The sequence below is a fragment of the Sphingomonas sp. IBVSS2 genome, assembly GCF_002127225.1.
In the GTDB taxonomy this organism is placed as follows: Bacteria; Pseudomonadota; Alphaproteobacteria; order Sphingomonadales; family Sphingomonadaceae; genus Sphingomonas.
On the sequence record NZ_NFUR01000003.1, the window covers coordinates 549,493 to 565,215 of the forward strand.

At 68.2% G+C, this 15,723-nt stretch carries 14 protein-coding genes; 6 read left to right on the forward strand and 8 right to left on the reverse strand.

Going from position 1 to position 15,723, the window contains the following annotated elements; genetic code table 11:
- Positions 1 to 12: 12 nt before the first annotated feature.
- Entirely contained in the window at positions 13 to 2,664 is a 2,652-nt protein-coding gene (alaS, locus tag CAP40_RS12880; RefSeq protein WP_086129901.1) for an alanine--tRNA ligase, read from the reverse strand.
- A gap of 169 nt (positions 2,665 to 2,833) precedes the next feature.
- Here alaS and CAP40_RS12885 point away from each other — a divergent pair, with 169 nt between their 5' ends.
- A complete protein-coding gene (locus tag CAP40_RS12885; protein WP_086129902.1) occupies positions 2,834 to 3,040 on the forward strand; it encodes a ParD-like family protein in 207 nt (68 codons plus the stop codon).
- Position 3,041: 1 nt separating this feature from the next.
- A complete protein-coding gene (map, locus tag CAP40_RS12890; RefSeq protein ID WP_086129903.1) occupies positions 3,042 to 3,800 on the forward strand; it encodes a type I methionyl aminopeptidase in 759 nt (252 codons plus the stop codon).
- Positions 3,801 to 3,992: 192 nt separating this feature from the next.
- On the opposite strand, the gene CAP40_RS12895 is transcribed toward map, so the two are convergent.
- Entirely contained in the window at positions 3,993 to 5,252 is a 1,260-nt protein-coding gene (locus CAP40_RS12895) for a Xaa-Pro peptidase family protein (RefSeq protein ID WP_086130100.1), read from the reverse strand.
- A 163-nt stretch (positions 5,253 to 5,415) separates the two neighbouring features.
- On the opposite strand from CAP40_RS12895, the gene CAP40_RS12900 reads away from it, so the two are divergent.
- The 3 genes from CAP40_RS12900 (at position 5,416) to CAP40_RS12910 (ending at position 7,715) form a co-directional block, all read left to right on the forward strand.
- Entirely contained in the window at positions 5,416 to 6,735 is a 1,320-nt protein-coding gene (locus CAP40_RS12900; RefSeq protein ID WP_086129904.1) for a dicarboxylate/amino acid:cation symporter, read from the forward strand.
- A gap of 80 nt (positions 6,736 to 6,815) precedes the next feature.
- Positions 6,816 to 7,382 carry a hypothetical protein gene (locus CAP40_RS12905; RefSeq protein WP_144034348.1) on the forward strand — a complete coding sequence of 189 codons (567 nt, stop codon included), beginning with the start codon at positions 6,816 to 6,818 and terminating at the stop codon, positions 7,380 to 7,382.
- 9 nt (positions 7,383 to 7,391) lie between these two features.
- Positions 7,392 to 7,715, forward strand: a complete 324-nt coding sequence (locus CAP40_RS12910) for a hypothetical protein (protein WP_086129906.1) — start codon at positions 7,392 to 7,394, stop codon at positions 7,713 to 7,715.
- A gap of 44 nt (positions 7,716 to 7,759) precedes the next feature.
- Here CAP40_RS12910 and CAP40_RS12915 read toward each other — a convergent pair whose 3' ends face one another.
- From CAP40_RS12915 to recA, 4 genes are all read right to left on the reverse strand, one after another.
- Positions 7,760 to 8,386 carry a glutathione S-transferase family protein gene (locus CAP40_RS12915; RefSeq protein ID WP_086129907.1) on the reverse strand — a complete coding sequence of 209 codons (627 nt, stop codon included), beginning with the start codon at positions 8,384 to 8,386 and terminating at the stop codon, positions 7,760 to 7,762.
- Positions 8,383 to 8,874: a hypothetical protein gene (locus CAP40_RS12920; protein ID WP_086129908.1), complete on the reverse strand. Its 492-nt coding sequence runs from the start codon at positions 8,872 to 8,874 to the stop codon at positions 8,383 to 8,385. The genes CAP40_RS12915 and CAP40_RS12920 overlap by 4 nt, the downstream gene beginning before the upstream one ends.
- On the reverse strand, positions 8,871 to 10,265 hold the full coding sequence (locus CAP40_RS12925; RefSeq protein ID WP_086129909.1) for an RNB domain-containing ribonuclease: 1,395 nt from the start codon (positions 10,263 to 10,265) through the stop codon (positions 8,871 to 8,873). Before CAP40_RS12925 ends, CAP40_RS12920 begins: the two co-directional genes overlap by 4 nt.
- Positions 10,266 to 10,488: 223 nt before the next feature.
- A complete protein-coding gene (recA, locus tag CAP40_RS12930; RefSeq protein ID WP_086129910.1) occupies positions 10,489 to 11,568 on the reverse strand; it encodes a recombinase RecA in 1,080 nt (359 codons plus the stop codon).
- A 174-nt stretch (positions 11,569 to 11,742) separates the two neighbouring features.
- On the opposite strand from recA, the gene CAP40_RS12935 reads away from it, so the two are divergent.
- Positions 11,743 to 12,459, forward strand: coding sequence for an MOSC domain-containing protein (locus tag CAP40_RS12935; protein WP_086129911.1), 717 nt, complete (start codon positions 11,743 to 11,745; stop codon positions 12,457 to 12,459).
- Between the two features lie 329 nt (positions 12,460 to 12,788).
- Here the strand turns inward: CAP40_RS12935 and CAP40_RS12940 are convergent, their stop codons facing one another.
- Both CAP40_RS12940 and CAP40_RS12945 read right to left on the reverse strand, forming a co-directional pair.
- Entirely contained in the window at positions 12,789 to 13,151 is a 363-nt protein-coding gene (locus tag CAP40_RS12940; RefSeq protein WP_086129912.1) for a response regulator, read from the reverse strand.
- A 40-nt stretch (positions 13,152 to 13,191) separates the two neighbouring features.
- A complete protein-coding gene (locus tag CAP40_RS12945; protein ID WP_086129913.1) occupies positions 13,192 to 15,588 on the reverse strand; it encodes a response regulator in 2,397 nt (798 codons plus the stop codon).
- Positions 15,589 to 15,723 lie beyond the last annotated feature (135 nt).

A 15,723-nucleotide genomic window follows, 5' to 3' on the forward strand; every position in this document is an offset into this window, starting at 1 on the left:
CCCCGCGGCGGTTCAGGCCGCCGCGGTCGTCTCGGCCAGCGCGGCCTTGACTGCGTCGAGCGCCGCAGCGCCCTTGTCGCCGTCCGGGCCGCCGCCCTGGGCCATGTCGGGCCGGCCACCGCCGCCCTGCCCGCCCAGCACCGCCACCGCGACCTTGACCAGGTCCACGGCATTGGCCGGCACGCCCTCCGTCACGCCGACCGCGACCGAAGCCCGTCCCTCGTTGACCGCGACCAGCGCGACCACGCCGCTGCCGACGCGCTGCTTGGCCTCGTCGACCGCGCCGCGCAGTTCCTTGGGCTCCAGCCCGTCGATCACTTGGCCGATAAAGCTGATTCCCGCGACCTGCTCCGGGCCCGCCGCCTGGGCAGACCCGCCGCCGCCCAGCGCCAGCGCCTTTTTCGCATCGGCCAGCTCGCGCTCGAGCTTGCGCCGCTCCTCGACCAGCGCCGCCACCCGCGCCGGCACTTCCTCCGGGCTGGCCTTGAGCGTCGCGGCGGCCTCGCGCAGCCGCTCGTCGCGCGCGTTCAGCCACAGCCGCGCGCCTTCGCCGGTCAGCGCCTCGATGCGCCGCACGCCCGACTGGATCGCGCTCTCCGAAACGATCTTGAAGATCGCGATGTCGCCGGTCGCATTGACGTGCGTGCCGCCGCACAGCTCGACCGAATAGGACGCATCCTCGCCCAGCCCCATCGAGAGCACGCGCACTTCGTCGCCATATTTCTCGCCGAACAGCGCCATCGCGCCCGCGGCGATCGCGTCGTCGGGCGTCATGAGCCGCGTCTCGACCGCGCCATTGTGGCGGATCTGCGCGTTCACATCGGCCTCGATGTCGGCGATCTCCCCGGGCGTGAGCGCCGACGGGTGCGAGAAATCGAAGCGCAGCCGATCCGGCGCCACCAGGCTGCCCTTCTGGGTAACATGCCCGCCAAGCCGCTTGCGCAGCGCCGCGTGCAGCAGGTGCGTTGCCGAATGGTTGGCCCGTACCCGGTCGCGGCGATCGGCATCGACGGTGAGATGGACGGCATCGCCCACCGCGATCTCGCCCTTCTCGATCTTGGCATGGTGCGCATGCAGGCGGCCGAGCGGCTTGGACGTGTCGGCCACGGCGGCGCTCGCCTTGTCGTTCCAGATCACCCCGGCATCGCCCATCTGGCCGCCGCTCTCGGCGTAGAACGGCGTCTGGTTGGTCAGGATCGTCACGTTGTCGCCGGCGCCGGCCCGATCGACCCTGGCGCCGTCCTTGACGATCGCGACCACCTGGCCCTCGCCCTGGGTGCCGGCATAGCCGGTGAACTCGGTGCCGCCCAGTTCGTCGGCCAGATCGTACCACAGCTCTTCCGAAGCCTTTTCGCCCGAGCCCTTCCAGGCGGCGCGCGCGGCTTCCTTCTGGCGCTTCATCGCCGCGTCGAAGCCCGCGCGGTCCACGCCGATCGCGTTGGCGCGCAGCGCATCCTCGGTCAGGTCATAGGGGAAGCCATATGTGTCGTAGAGCTTGAACGCAGTCTCGCCCGGCAGCGTATCGCCTTCGGCCATGCCCTGCGTCGCCTCGTCGAGCAGGCGCAGGCCGTTCGCCAGCGTCTGCCGGAAGCGCGTCTCCTCCTGGAGCAGCGTCGCCTCGATCAGCGGCTGCGCGCGGACCAGCTCGGGATAGGCGGCGCCCATCTCGGCGACCAGCGCCGGCACCATGCGGTGCATCAGCGGATTCTTGGCGCCGAGCAGATGGGCGTGGCGCATGGCGCGGCGCATGATCCGGCGCAGCACATAGCCGCGCCCCTCATTGGCCGGCAGCACGCCGTCCGCCACCAGGAAGCCCGAGGAGCGCAGGTGATCGGCGATCACGCGGTGGCTCGCCTGGTTCTCGCCGGCGGTCGAAGCGCCGGTCAGCGCGCCCGATTCGGCGATCAGCGCCTTGAACGTGTCGGTATCGTAATTGTCGTGCACGCCCTGGAGGACGGCGGCGACGCGCTCCAGCCCCATGCCGGTGTCGATGCTCGGGCGCGGCAGGTCGCCGATGATCTCGTCATTCTCCTGCACGAACTGCATGAAGACGAGGTTCCAGATCTCGACGAAACGGTCGCCATCTTCCTCGGGCGATCCCGGCGGGCCGCCCCAGATATGGTCGCCATGGTCGTAGAAGATCTCCGAGCAGGGCCCGCACGGACCGTCCGAACCCATCGCCCAGAAATTGTCCTTGGTCGGGATGCGGATGATCCGCTCCTCGGGCAGGCCGGCGATCTTCTTCCACAGCTCGAAGGCCTGGTCGTCGGTATGATAGACGGTCGCGGTCAGCCTGGCCGGCGAAATGCCCCACACCTTGGTGAGCAGGGTCCAGGCATGGGTGATCGCCTGCTCCTTGAAATAATCGCCAAAGGAGAAATTCCCCAGCATTTCGAAGAAGGTATGGTGGCGCGCGGTATAGCCGACATTGTCCAGGTCGTTGTGCTTGCCGCCCGCGCGGACGCATTTCTGCGCGCTGGTCGCGGTCGAATAGGGGCGGCTCTCCAGCCCCGTGAACACGTTCTTGAACGGCACCATGCCCGCGTTCACGAACATCAGGGTCGGATCATTGTGCGGCACCAGCGGAGCGCTGGGAACGCGGGCATGACCCTGGCCCTCGAAATAGTCGAGGAAGGAACGGCGGATATCGTTGGTGGACGTCATACGCGCGACTTAGTTGCGACGCGATGTTTCCTCAAGCGAAACACTTCGATCAGCGTGAAAGCTCCCCTGTATCACCGGTTTAATGGAGGCGCCGGCCATCAGCCATTTGCGATCCCGAACAAAAGGAATATATGAATCATATACGATTCGTATATTCCTCGAGGAACCCATGGGCATTGTGAAGATTGACGACGAACTGCACGAGGAGATTCGCCGTGCCAGCACGGTGATGTGCCGCTCGATCAATGCCCAGGCCGAGTTCTGGATGAAGATCGGCATGCTTGCAGAGGCGAATCCGGCGCTTTCCTTCACCGATATCGTCCGGATGCAGCTCGAGCGCGTCCAAGCTCCGCTGCCGGAAGCCGCAGCCGCCTGACATGGTCAAGACACCCGACGAACTCGAGCTGATGCGGATCTCCGGCAAGCTGCTGGCATCGGTCTTCGAGATGCTGGACGGCCAGGACCTTGCCGGCATGTCGACCATGCAGGTCAACGACCTCGTGGAGCGGTTCATCACCGTGGACCTCGCTGCCCGCCCGGCGAGCAAGGGGCAATACGGGTTCGAATATGTCCTGAACTGCTCGATCAACCAGGTGGTGTGCCATGGCGTGCCCGACGCGCAAACGATCATCCGCGACGGCGACATCATCAATCTCGACATCACGCTGGAGAAGAACGGCTTCATCGCCGATTCGAGCAAGACCTATCTGGTCGGCAACGTGCCCCCCGCGGCGCGGCGCCTGGCAAAGGTGGCGCAGGAGGCGATGTGGCAGGGCATCCGCCAGGTCCGCCCCGGCGCGCATCTCGGCGATATCGGCTTCGCGATCGAGCGCCATGCCAAGAAGCATGGCTACACCGTGGTGCGCGAATATTGCGGACACGGCATCGGCCGCGAGATGCACGAGGAGCCCTCGGTGCTCAATTTCGGCAGGCCCGGCACCGGCATGAAGTTGCGCGAAGGCATGACCTTCACGATCGAGCCGATGGTCAACCAGGGCAGCCGCATGGTCGAGACCGAGGACGATGGCTGGACCGTGGTCACCCGCGACGGCAAGCTCTCGGCGCAGTTCGAGCACACCGTCGCGGTCACCGCTACCGGCGTCGAGGTGCTCACCCTGCGCGCCGACGGCACCTGAGCCCGCACCGGCACGGGCCGGTCGCAATCTAGGATTTCGTCGGATCTACGCTGATCGATGCAGCCGCAGCGCGCCCTGTCCCACCCGTCCACGCCCGCTTTCGTGGGCCGGGTTCGAATTTCGGGGTGCGGGAACCGGGGCGGCGTACCCTATGCTTCGTAGACTTCCGAAGCCCCCGATATGCCCCGCGCCTCACCCCATCGGCGCGTCGAGCGACCGGGGCGGCGCGCTGAACCATTTCGGCCCGGCATCGGTCATGTGGAAGCAATCCTCCAGCCGCACGCCGAAGCTGCCGGGAATGTAGATGCCCGGCTCGTTGGAGAAGCACATGCCCGGCGCCAGCTTCGTCCGCTCGCCGCGCACCAGGTTGACCGGCTCGTGCCCGTCGAGCCCGATGCCGTGCCCGGTGCGGTGCGAAAGGCCGGGGAGCCTGTAGTCCGGGCCCCAGCCCAGCGAGGCGTAGTAGCGGCGCACCGCATCGTCGACGCTGCCCGCGGCCGCGCCCAGCTTCGCCGCGGCGAAGGCCGTCTGCTGGCCCTGCGCCACCTGGTCCCATACCTTGCGCTGCTCGGCCGTGGCGGTGCCGTGCACCCAGGTGCGCGACACGTCGGACTGATAGCCCTGCACGGTGCAGCCGCAGTCCATCAGCACGATCCGCCCCTCGGCCACCGGCGAAGGCACCTTGGTGCCGTGCGGATAGGCGGCGCCCTCGCCCACCAGCACCATGCTGAACTCGGGGCTGCCGCCCAGCTTGCGCGTCGCCGCGTCCATCAATGCGGAAACGTCGCGCTGGCGCATTCCCTTCTCGACCCGCGGATGGACCCAGCGATAGGCGGCGATCGTCACATCGGTGGCGAGCTGCATCAGCGCGATCTCGGCCGGCGTCTTGATCATCCGGCAGCCGCGCACCACCGGATTGGCCGAGACCACCGCGAGCCCCGCCTTTTGCAGACCGTCGACCGCGAAATAGCGCACCGTCTCCTCGATGCCGACCGGCAGGTGCGCGAGCTTGCGGTCCTTGAGGAAGCCGGCGACGGTCTTGAGCGGGTCCTCGTCCTCGTTCCACACGCGGATCTCGGCCGGGATCGCCAGGCCTTCGCGGGTGCGCGCCTCTTCGAAGAAGGGCGTCACGATGCAGGGCGCGCCCTCCGCGGGCAGCACCATGGCGGTCAGCCGCTCGCTGCGCCCCCAGCGCAGGCCCGTGAAATAGACCAGCGACGATCCGCCCTCGATCAGCACCGCGCCGATGCGGTTCGCCTGCATCAGCTGCTGCGCGCGGGCGAGCCGCGCGGCGCGCTCGGCATTGTCGATCGGCACCGCGCCCCCGGTGATGTCCCGCAGCGCCGAAAGGTCCGGCTCGGCGGCGCGGAGCACGCCCGGAAGGGCGAGCAGCGGCGCGGCGGCGGCTGCGCGGACGGCAGCGCTGACAAGGGCACGGCGGTGAAGGCGCATCGTCATTCTCCGGAAAGGGCGATGCATGCGATAGGGCCCCTTCGCGCGCCGCCGCAATACCCGCTGTGCATAGGGCAGCGCGCATCGGCTGGCCGCGCGGGGCTTGACCCGGAGCCCGCAATCCCCTTTGCCTGCGGCCAAAGGATTTTTAGGGGGGCCTATTTTGGGCAAGCGACTTACCTGGTTCATTTTGGCGGCGCTGCTGCTCGGCGGCCTGCTGGGCTATGCGCTCAACGTCTCGCTGTCGGGCACGCCCGAAGGGGCGAAGACGATCGAGAACTGGGCCTATGGCCTCGACATCCCGACCCAGATGTTCCTCCATTTGATCAAGATGATCATCGCGCCGCTGGTGGTCTCCACGCTGGTGGTGGGCATCGCCCATATGGGCGGCGGCGGCGCGATCGGGCGCGTGGGCCTCAAGGCGTTCTTCTGGTTCGTCTGCGCGAGCCTGGTCTCGCTCACCCTCGGCCTGATCTTCGTCAACCTGCTCCAGCCCGGTGTCGGCCTCAACCTGACGATTCCCGCCGCCACAGCATCGAGCGGCGTCGATCGCTCGAGCTTCGACCTCGCCAAATTCTTCATCCACATCGTGCCGACCAGCGGCATCGATGCGATGGCGAGCAACGACATCCTCCAGCTCGTCATCTTCTCGCTCTTCTTCGGCGTCGGCCTCGCCGCCATCGGCGAGAAGGGCGCGCCGCTCGTCCGCGGGCTCGAGGCACTGGTGCAGGTGATGCTCACCGTCACCGGCTATGTGATGCTCTTCGCCCCGGTCGCGGTGTTCTGCGCGGTGGCCAAGGCGCTGGCGACCAAGGGCATCGGCGTGGTCGGCGACCTCGCCTTCTTCATGGGCAGCTTCTATCTGGGCCTGTTCGCGCTCTGGGCGACGCTGCTCGGCGCCTGCTTCCTGATCGTCGGCCCCCGCACGCGCACGCTGCTGCGCTATCTGCGCGATCCGATCCTGCTCGGCTTCTCGACCGCCTCGTCCGAGGCCGCCTATCCGCGCACGCTCGACGCGCTCGACCGGTTCGGCGTGCCCCCGCGCATCGCCAGCTTCGTGCTGCCGCTCGGCTATTCGTTCAATCTCGACGGCTCGATGATGTACATGACGTTCGCGTCCATCTTCATCGCCCAGGCCTATGGCATCCATCTCGACTGGATGACGATGATCCAGATGCTGCTGATCCTGATGGTCACCAGCAAGGGCATTGCCGGCGTGCCGCGCGCCAGCCTGGTCGTGATCACCGGCACGCTCAGCCATTTCAACATCCCCGAGGCCGGCGTGCTGCTGATCCTCGCGGTCGACCATTTCCTCGACATGGGCCGCACCGCGACCAATGTGATCGGCAATGCCGTAGCCAGCGTGGTGGTGGCGCGCTGGGAAGGCAAGCTCGACGCGCCCCAGCCGATCGAGCCGATCGTCCCGCCCATGCAAGGGCCGGCGACCGAGGCGGACAGCTTCCAGGATTATGGCCGCCACTGAGCGCGCCGGTCCGCGGCGGCACTATCGCCGTTGGACTTTCCCGCGCGAAGATGAAAGTCTCCTCCCCGGGGGAGACTTTCATGCGCGCCTTGACGGGGTTCGGACGGGATTTGCGGCGACTTGCCGCGCTGCTGATGCTCGCGGTCGCGCTGGCCGGCTGCACGCATGTCCAGCTCGCCGCTCCCTATGACGCCGCGACCGATGCCGAACTCGGATCGGTGCTGCAGGACACGACCAGCTTCGTCGCGAAGATGGTGACCAACGCCGGCCAGCCTGCCGGCGCCTATGCCCGGAACACCGATTTCTACGATAATATGGAAGGCCGAGTGGCGCTGCTCGTTGCCCGGGCGCAAGCGAACCGGGTGCTGGACAATTGCCCCTCCACCCAGGCGATGGCCAGGGTGCTGGGGGCGGCGGACCTGCCGCCCGCGCTCGGCCGGAAGATCGGCACCCCGCCCCAGGGCGATTGCGACGTCGTGCTGATGCAGCTGCTCCAGCAGCAGTTCCACGATCTGCGCGCCTTCCATCAGGCGGAGGGCGCCCTGGGCATTCCCGCCGCCGCCGTCGGCCCGCTGCTCGACGGCGGGCTCGGCGCCACTCTGCGCGCGGCGATGGCCGTGCAGCGCGCCAAGCAACTGAGCCGATAGGAGAAGCCGATGCAGGTGGACGTGAACGGGCTGGTCGACCGGATGACCGCCGCGGGGCGCGGGCTGGCGGGCGGCATCTGGGCGGAGATGGAGAGCTATGCGGTCCCCGAGCTCAAGAAGATCGCGATCCAGGTCGAGGCGATCGCCGAGAACCATGCGCAATACACGCTGCGGGGCGCCGAGATCCTGTTCGACATGCAGATCAGCGCCGCCGTCTCGGTGATCGTCGCGATGACCAGCATGACGCTGGTGCTGGTGCAGAATGCGATCAACGCGATCGTCGACGCAGTGAAGGACTTCATCAACGCCGCAACCGGCTTCGCCCTGGTCTGATCGCCCCTTGCCGGACGCTGCGGAACCAGGCCGCGCGGAGAGGTTCAGGCATAGGCATAGGGGCCGCCGGCCGCCAGCGCCGCCTTATAGGCCGGGCGGGCATGGACCTTCTCGATCCATGCCGCGATGTGCGGGCGCCCCTGGGTCGCATTGGCCCGGCTGACGGCAGCTTCGAGCGGGAAGCTCATCATCACGTCGGCGGCGGTGAATTCGGGGCCGGCGAACCAGGGCCGTGCCGCCAGCTCGCCCTCGACATAGTCGAGATGGACGTCGATCATCGGCTGGAACTTCTTCTGCGCCACCTTGCCGAACAGCGGCACCCGGCTGAGCACCAGCTTGGTGAAGAGCGGCGGCATCAGCGACCCCTCGGCATAATGCAGGAAATGGCGATAGCGCAGCGCGTCCTCGCGATGCCCCGGCATGCCGAGCCGCCCATCGGCCAGCTCGACCAGATACTCCACGATCGCCCCCGTCTCGGCGACGATATTGCCCGCATGCTCGATCACCGGCGACTTGCCGAGCGGATGGACGCGGCGAAGCTCGGGCGGGGCCAGCATCGTCGCCTTGTCGCGCCGATAGCGGCGGACCTCATAGGGCAGTCCCAGCTCCTCGAGCAGCCAGAGCACGCGCTGCGAGCGGGAATTCTCGAGATGATGGACGATGATCGTCATGCGGCGTCTCCGGCTGGACGGCGCGGGCGTTGCCGGGCCGATATCGACTTGACGATGGTCCGCCCGCCCTCCGGAGGCAAGGGGCGCCTTGCCCGGTCGAGCGCGGCCGCGATCAGTGCGATCACCGCCGGCGCGTCGAGCAGCGCCACGTCCTTCAGGCAGACATAGCGCCCCAGCCGCCCCTCGCCCTGGAGGAGCCCTTCGGGATCGGGCAACCCGACGCCGGGAAGGAAATAGAGCAACAGGTTGCGCGGATAGACCGCAAGGCTGAACACCGCCTCCGACGTCTTCTCGCCGGGACCATAGCCGATCGCCAGCGCGTTGTAATTGTCGTAGACCAGCTCGGTCGCGCCCGGCAGCCGCGCGCGCAACACCGCCCGCGCCGCGCGAACACGGTCCGCGATCTCGGGAGTGAAGCGGGCGATGAAGCCTTCGAGCTGCGCTTCGGTCGCCGTCCCATCGCCGGGGTCGGCGGGCATGGTCGTCACGATACCGCTCCGATCGCTTCGAAACGGACGGCGCGATCCGCCGGATCGGCATCGACCAGCCGCACCCGCAGCGGCGTCCCCGGTGCGGCGCCGGGTGCGTCGATGCGCGTGACGACCGGCAGGTCGGCGAGTTGCATCCGCGCGCCGCGAACATCCACGTCGGTGACGACCGCCGCGAATTCCTCGCCCTCGCGCCCGGCGAGCATCACCGCTTCGGCCAGGTCGACGACCGCGCGATCGATCTGCCCGCTCACGGCGTCGGCGCGTCCCATCACCTTGGGGAGCCGCTCAAAGGCCTGGCCGACCACCGCCGGAACCGGCTGACCCGCCATGATCGCCAGCGTCGCGCGGATGACATAGCGATCGGCCAGCCGCCGGAGCGGCGCGGTGGCATGGACATAGGGTGCCGCGACGGCGGCGTGCCAGGGCGCCGCCCCCGCGCGCCATGGGGCATAGCTGGCGCCCTGCCCCGCCCGGCGGATCGCGAGCATCAGCGCCGCCTGGTGCGGATCGGCCGGATCCAGGCCGGTACGGAACGCGACGAGCGATTGTGCCTGGGGCCAGGCGATGCCGAGCGCGCGCGCCGTGTTCCGCAGGCGCGATACGGCCGCCGCATCGGGCTCGGCCATCACCCGGAACAGGCCGGTATGATGCGCCTGCAACACCTCGGCGATGGCGAGATTGGTCGCGAGCGACAGGGCCGCGTTGCGGGCCTCCGACGCATGGCGCGCGCGAAAGGCTAGTGCATAGCCGCCATCGGCGCGGCGCGCGACTTCCTGCTCGGGCGGATCGACCCTGGCGGCGCCGCGGCGTGCTTCGGCAAGGGCGATGCGGCGGGCGAGTTCGGCGAATTGCGGGGGCAAATCCGTATCGTCCGCGCTCTCATAGGCGAGCTTGGCACGGCTCCTGACCAGCGCGCGCTCCGCCGCTTCCAGCCGGGCCTCGCCATCGGGCGCCACCCGCACGGTGAAGAGCACCGCCGGGCGCGGGCCGTCGGGCAACAGGCTGGCCGCTCCTTCGCTCAGCACCGGCGGATAGAGCCCGGCCTTTCCGTCCGGCAGATACAGCGTCGCACCGCGTCGCCACGCCTCGCGGTCGACGGGGTCGTCGTCCTCGACGAACCAGGCGACATCGGCGATCGCGTAGCGCAGCAGCAGGTCGCCGCCGCTGGCCTCGATCGCAAAGGCCTGGTCGAGGTCGGTCGAGCTTGCCGGATCGAGCGTGACCAGCGGAAGCCCGGTCCGATCGACATGTTCCGTCGGCACCCGGCGCGCCGCGGTCTCGGCGGCGGCGATCACGTCCGGAGGAAAGGCCTGGGGAACGTGGAACTGGCCGCGGATGGCGGCAAGGCCGCCAGCCAGCACGCGATCGGGATCGAATACCGCCTTCATCGCCGGCGACTATAGCGCCCGCAACGGATCGGGAAACCGGGATCGCGGGAGCCCGCGCCTATCCAGGGGTCCGGGAAAATGACGAAGGTCGCGCACGCAAGGGAACGCGCGGCTCCGCCCGAACGCGAAAGACCCGGCGCGGGGCAACGCGCCGGGTCTTCCCATGGGTCTCAGCCCGTGACCGCCGCCGCACGCATCACGCGCGGGCGCGGCCTGTAATGGATCAAAGATCGTCGTCGCCGTCATCGGCGTCGGGCCCGGTCATCAGGCCTTCGGCAACCTTCTCGGTGCGCGCCCGGATCGCGGCCTCGAGGCGCTCGCGCAATTCGCCATTCTCCTTGAGGAAATTCTTGGCGTTCTCGCGGCCCTGGCCGATCCGAACGCTGTCGTACGAGAACCAGGCGCCCGACTTCTCGACCAGCCCCGCCTTGACGCCGAGGTCGAGGATCTCGCCGATCTTGGAGATGCCCTCGCCGTACATGATGTCGAACTCGACCTGCTTGAACGGCGGCGCCACCTTGTTCTTCACCACCTTCACACGCGTGGTGTTGCCGATGATGTCCTCGCGGTCCTTGATCTGGCCGGTGCGGCGGATGTCGAGGCGGACCGAGGCATAGAATTTCAGCGCGTTGCCGCCGGTCGTGGTCTCCGGATTGCCGTACATCACGCCGATCTTCATGCGCAGCTGGTTGATGAAGATCACCATGCAGCGAGAGCGGCTGATCGAGCCGGTGAGCTTGCGCAGCGACTGCGACATCAGCCGGGCCTGAAGCCCGACATGGCTGTCGCCCATCTCGCCCTCGATCTCGGCGCGCGGCACCAGCGCGGCAACCGAATCGACCACCAGCACGTCGATCGCGTTCGAGCGGACCAGCGTATCGGTGATCTCGAGCGCCTGCTCGCCGGTATCGGGCTGCGAGACGATCAACTCGTCGATATTGACGCCCAGCTTCTTGGCATAGACCGGATCCAGCGCATGCTCCGCATCGACGAACGCAGCGACGCCGCCGCTGCGCTGCGCTTCGGCGATGACGTGCAGTGCCAGCGTGGTCTTGCCCGAACTTTCCGGCCCATAGACTTCGATCACGCGGCCACGGGGCAGCCCGCCCACGCCGAGCGCGATGTCGAGCCCGAGCGACCCGGTCGAGATCGCCTCGACCTGCATCGCCTCCTTGGAGCCGAGCTTCATCGCCGACCCCTTGCCGAATGCGCGGTCGATCTGTGCGAGGGCGGCGTCGAGCGCCTTCTGCTTGTCCGAAGAAATCGCCATGTTGCCGTCAATCACCTTGAGCGAAGCTGCCATTGGAAGTCCCCGTCGCTAGAAGGTTTGGCTTGCGCCTTCAACCTGTGTTGGAGGCCGTGTATCGCGTTTGTTCCACAAGAACAAGAGCGGAACGGAATTTTTTGTTCCATAATCGTTCCACCTCTCCGCAAGGCCGTGATTGCCCTTCCCGCTCGCACTCGCTAGCCGGGCGATATGACCCGCATCGTCGGCCATGTCCGTGCGCTCAACCGCTTTCCGGTCAAGTCGATGGCCGGCGAACGGCTCGACATGGCGGAGCTCGACTGGCAGGGAATCGAGGGCGACCGGCAATATGCGTTCGTCCGCGCAGCCAACGGCACGCGCTTTCCCTGGCTCACTGCGCGCGAGGTGCCGGCAATGGTCCTCCACCGGGCGCGCTTCGACGACCCGGCGCGGCCCAAGACCAGCGCGGTGACGGTCGAGACGCCTGACGGTGCGGCGATCCCGCTCCGCGATCCGCAGCTCAAGGCGCAGCTGGAGGCCGCCGCGGGCGAACCTGCCGCGCTGATCCAGGTGGCCCGCGGAATCTATGATTCGATGCCGGTCTCGATCCAGACCAGCGCCGGCCATGCCGCGCTGGAGGCCGCGCACGGCGCCCCGCTGGCGATCGATCGGTTCCGGATCAACGTGATCGTGGAGAGCGACGTGCCCGCCAGCGAATGGCGGGGCAAGCGGCTGGCGTTCGGCGAAGCAGAGGAGGGTGCGGTGGTGCAATGCGCCGATCCGATCGCCCGCTGCGTGATCGTGACGATCGATCCGGAGACCGGCGCGAAGGAGCCGCGCGTGCTGCGCACCGTCGCGCGGGAGTTCGGCAATGCCTATGGGATCTATGCGGGTCCGGCCCGGCCGGGACTGATACGGCTGGGCGACGCGGTGCGGCTGCTGGATTAGGTTGGTTCGCGCGACGACGCTACGCCGCGACGAAGAAGATATTGCTCGCGCGGAGACGGGAGGCGCGAAGATGAAGATGTTGCGCACGCGGTTGGGGCATGCGCCGCGTCAGCGGCCGGAAAATGGGAGCCTTGTCGTGGAGGGCGCCGCTGGAGCGGCGCTAGCCCTCCTCGCGTCTCCGCGTCTCCGCGTGAACCTCTCTGATTCTTCTTCATCGCGTCGTCGCGCGAAACAATTTCTGCCACGCATGCCCGTATCGCACCCTCGCCTGAGATCCCGGCGTTCGCCGGGAGGACGGCCATGGAATGGGGAAAGGGGAACGCCGGCGCTCAGTCCGCCGCGACGAGGCTGTCGAGCACCTTCTCGACGCTGTCCATCGTGAACGGCTTGGAAAGCACGGGACGATCCCGATAGGCTTCCGCGATCATGTCCCCCGCCCCGCCGGTCGCGAGCACGAAGGGGATGCCCCGTGCCGCCAGCGCATCGGCGATCGGCCAGCTGGTTTCGCCGCCGCGCAGGTTCACGTCCATGATGGCCGCGTCGATACCGCCGGCCTCGACCAGCTCGAGGGCCGAGGCGACGCTGTCCGCCGTGCCGGCGACGAGGCGATCGAGCGCATCGAGAAAGTCCTCGAGCATCATCGCGATGAGCGGCTCGTCTTCGACGATCAGGATTTTCTGGGACCCCGGCATGGCCGCTCCCATCGCAGGAAAATCACGACACGCCAAGTATTTATTTGGGCGAAAGCACGTCGCGCGCGGCTTCGGCAAGTTGCTGTACCGAAAAGGGCTTCGGCAGGAAGGCGACTTGCTCCAGATCAATCGACTTGCGCAGCTGTTCTTCGGCATAGCCCGACATGAACAGGATCGGCAGATCGGGATATTTGGCACGGATCCGGCGCGCCATCGTCGGGCCGTCCATCACCGGCATGACCACGTCGGAGATGAGCAGGTCGGGCCGGTCGATCGTCTCGATCAGCTCGAGCGCCGCCTCGCCATTGTCCGCGGTGACCACGGTGTAGCCCTGGCGGGCGAGCGCGCGCTCGGCGATGGCGCGGACCATGTCCTCGTCCTCGACCACCAGGATCGTGCCGGTGCCCCAAGTATCGGCGGGCTTCTCCTTCGGCCCGGGCAGCTTGGCGACGACCGGTGCCTCGGTCGCGGCATGGACCGGCAGGTAGATGGTGAACTCCGCCCCGCCGCCGGGCACGTTCTCCGCAAAGATGAATCCGCCCGATTGCTTGATGATGCCATAGACGGTGGAAAGGCCCAGGCCGGTGCCCTTGCCCACTTCCTTGGTAGTGAAGAACGGCTCCCAGATCTTGGCGAGGATCTCGGGCGGGATGCCGGTGCCGGTATCGGCGATGCGCAGCGCGGTATAGTCGCCGACCGGCAGCACGTCGTCGTCCATCCGGCGGACATCGGCGGCCGGCACCGCCATCGTCTCGATGGTGAGCATGCCGCCGCCATTGGGATTTTGCGACAGCATCGCGTCGCGCGCATTGACGGCGAGATTGACCACCACCTGCTCGAGCTGGCCCGGGTCGGCGCGTACCGGGCCCAGGTTGCGGCCATGCTTGACTTCGAGCCGGACGGTCTCGCCGAGCAGGCGCTTCAGCAGGTTGGAGACTTCGGAGATGACGTCGGGCAGCTGGAGCAATTGCGGGCGCAGCGTCTGCTGGCGCGAAAATGCGAGCAGCTGGCGGGTCAGCGAGGCGGCACGGTTCGAATTGGCGCGGATCTGCTGGATGTCGTCATAATCGCTGTCGCCGGGCGAATGGCGCATCAGCATCAAGTCGCAATGTCCGATGATCGCGGTCAGGATGTTGTTGAAATCATGCGCGACGCCGCCCGCGAGCTGTCCGACCGCCTGCATCTTGGTAGCCTGTGCGACCTGGCGCTTGAGCTTCGATTCCTCGCCCGAATCCTTGAGGCTGATGAGGACGGCGGCTTCGCCCAGCCCGCGCGCGCCGGCAATGCCGATCGAGACCGGCTCCTCGGGCGCATCGGCCATGCGCACGGTCATCTCGGCCGATTGCGGCGCCCCGCCGGCAAACCGGCGGACGGCGTCGGCGAGCGCGGCCTTGTCCTCGCGCACCACCAGGTCGCCCGGATAGAGCGGCGGCGCCGCGGCATTGACGCGGGTGGCCCGCACGAACGCATCGTTCATGCTGGCGAAGCGCCCGTCCCGATCGACCAGGGCAAGTCCGAGCGGCAGCAGCGCGATCAGCGAGCGGACATGCGCACCGGCACTGGCGCCGATCGCCGGCGTGGGCACATTGCCCTGCTCCTCGTCGAGCAGCGCCACGAGCAGCGGCGCCTCCTCGCCGTCGAGGAAGGGGATCTGCAGCACACGGAGCGGATTGCCCTCCAGCCCCTCGCGCTCGAAGCGGACCAGCCCCATGGAATCGGTGATCAGGAAGCGGGCGAAGTCGCGCCCTTCGGCGGCGGCTTCCGGGCTGCCCATGGCGCGCAGGCGGAACACGCGGTTGGCGCTGCGCACCCGGCCCTCGGGCGACACCATCGCGGCCATGATGCCGGCCGAGCCCAGCCGGTCGCCGGTATGGCCGTCGATCAGCGCCTGGACCTGGCTGGCGAGGTCGAGCGCCTGCACGCCGATGAAGCGCCAGACGAGCGATTCCTCGCCCACGCGCTGGACACGGGCGGATACGGGAGCGCTGAACACCTGAATACCGTCCTCGCGCGCCTCGCCGTCGCGCCAGGCGGTTCGCGCCGCGGTGCCGAGCGCGGCGACGGCGGCGTCGCTGATCGGGAGATTGGGCGGCGTCGGCCAGCCGGCGAACAATGCCTCGAAACGGCTGTTGGCGCAGACCAGGCGTCCGGCACGGTCGGTGACCGCCAGCGCATCGTCGCTGGCCGCCGCGAGCGCCTGGGCGACCGACCAGTCGACCGGGGCCTCGCCGGCGATATCCGCATGGAAGAGCCTGCGCGCACCCCAGAGCCCGCCCGCGGCGAGCAGCCCCGCCGCGACGAAGCCGACCGCGACCGCGCGGTCGTTCAGCGTGAGCAGGATCACCGCGCCCGCAAGGAACCCGGCCAGGATCGCCGCCGCGAAGGGCAGCCAGCGGCGGGACGTCGAAATAGGGCTATGGGCGGGCAACGTGGCCATGCGCCACCGATGTTCGGTCAAGCGACGCGGGTCAAGCAAATCTCCCCTCCCGCTTGCGGGAGGGGTCGGGGGAGGGCCTGATCTCTACATGCGAGGCTCGCGGCGCTCCCCTCCCCTAACCCCTCCCGCAAACGG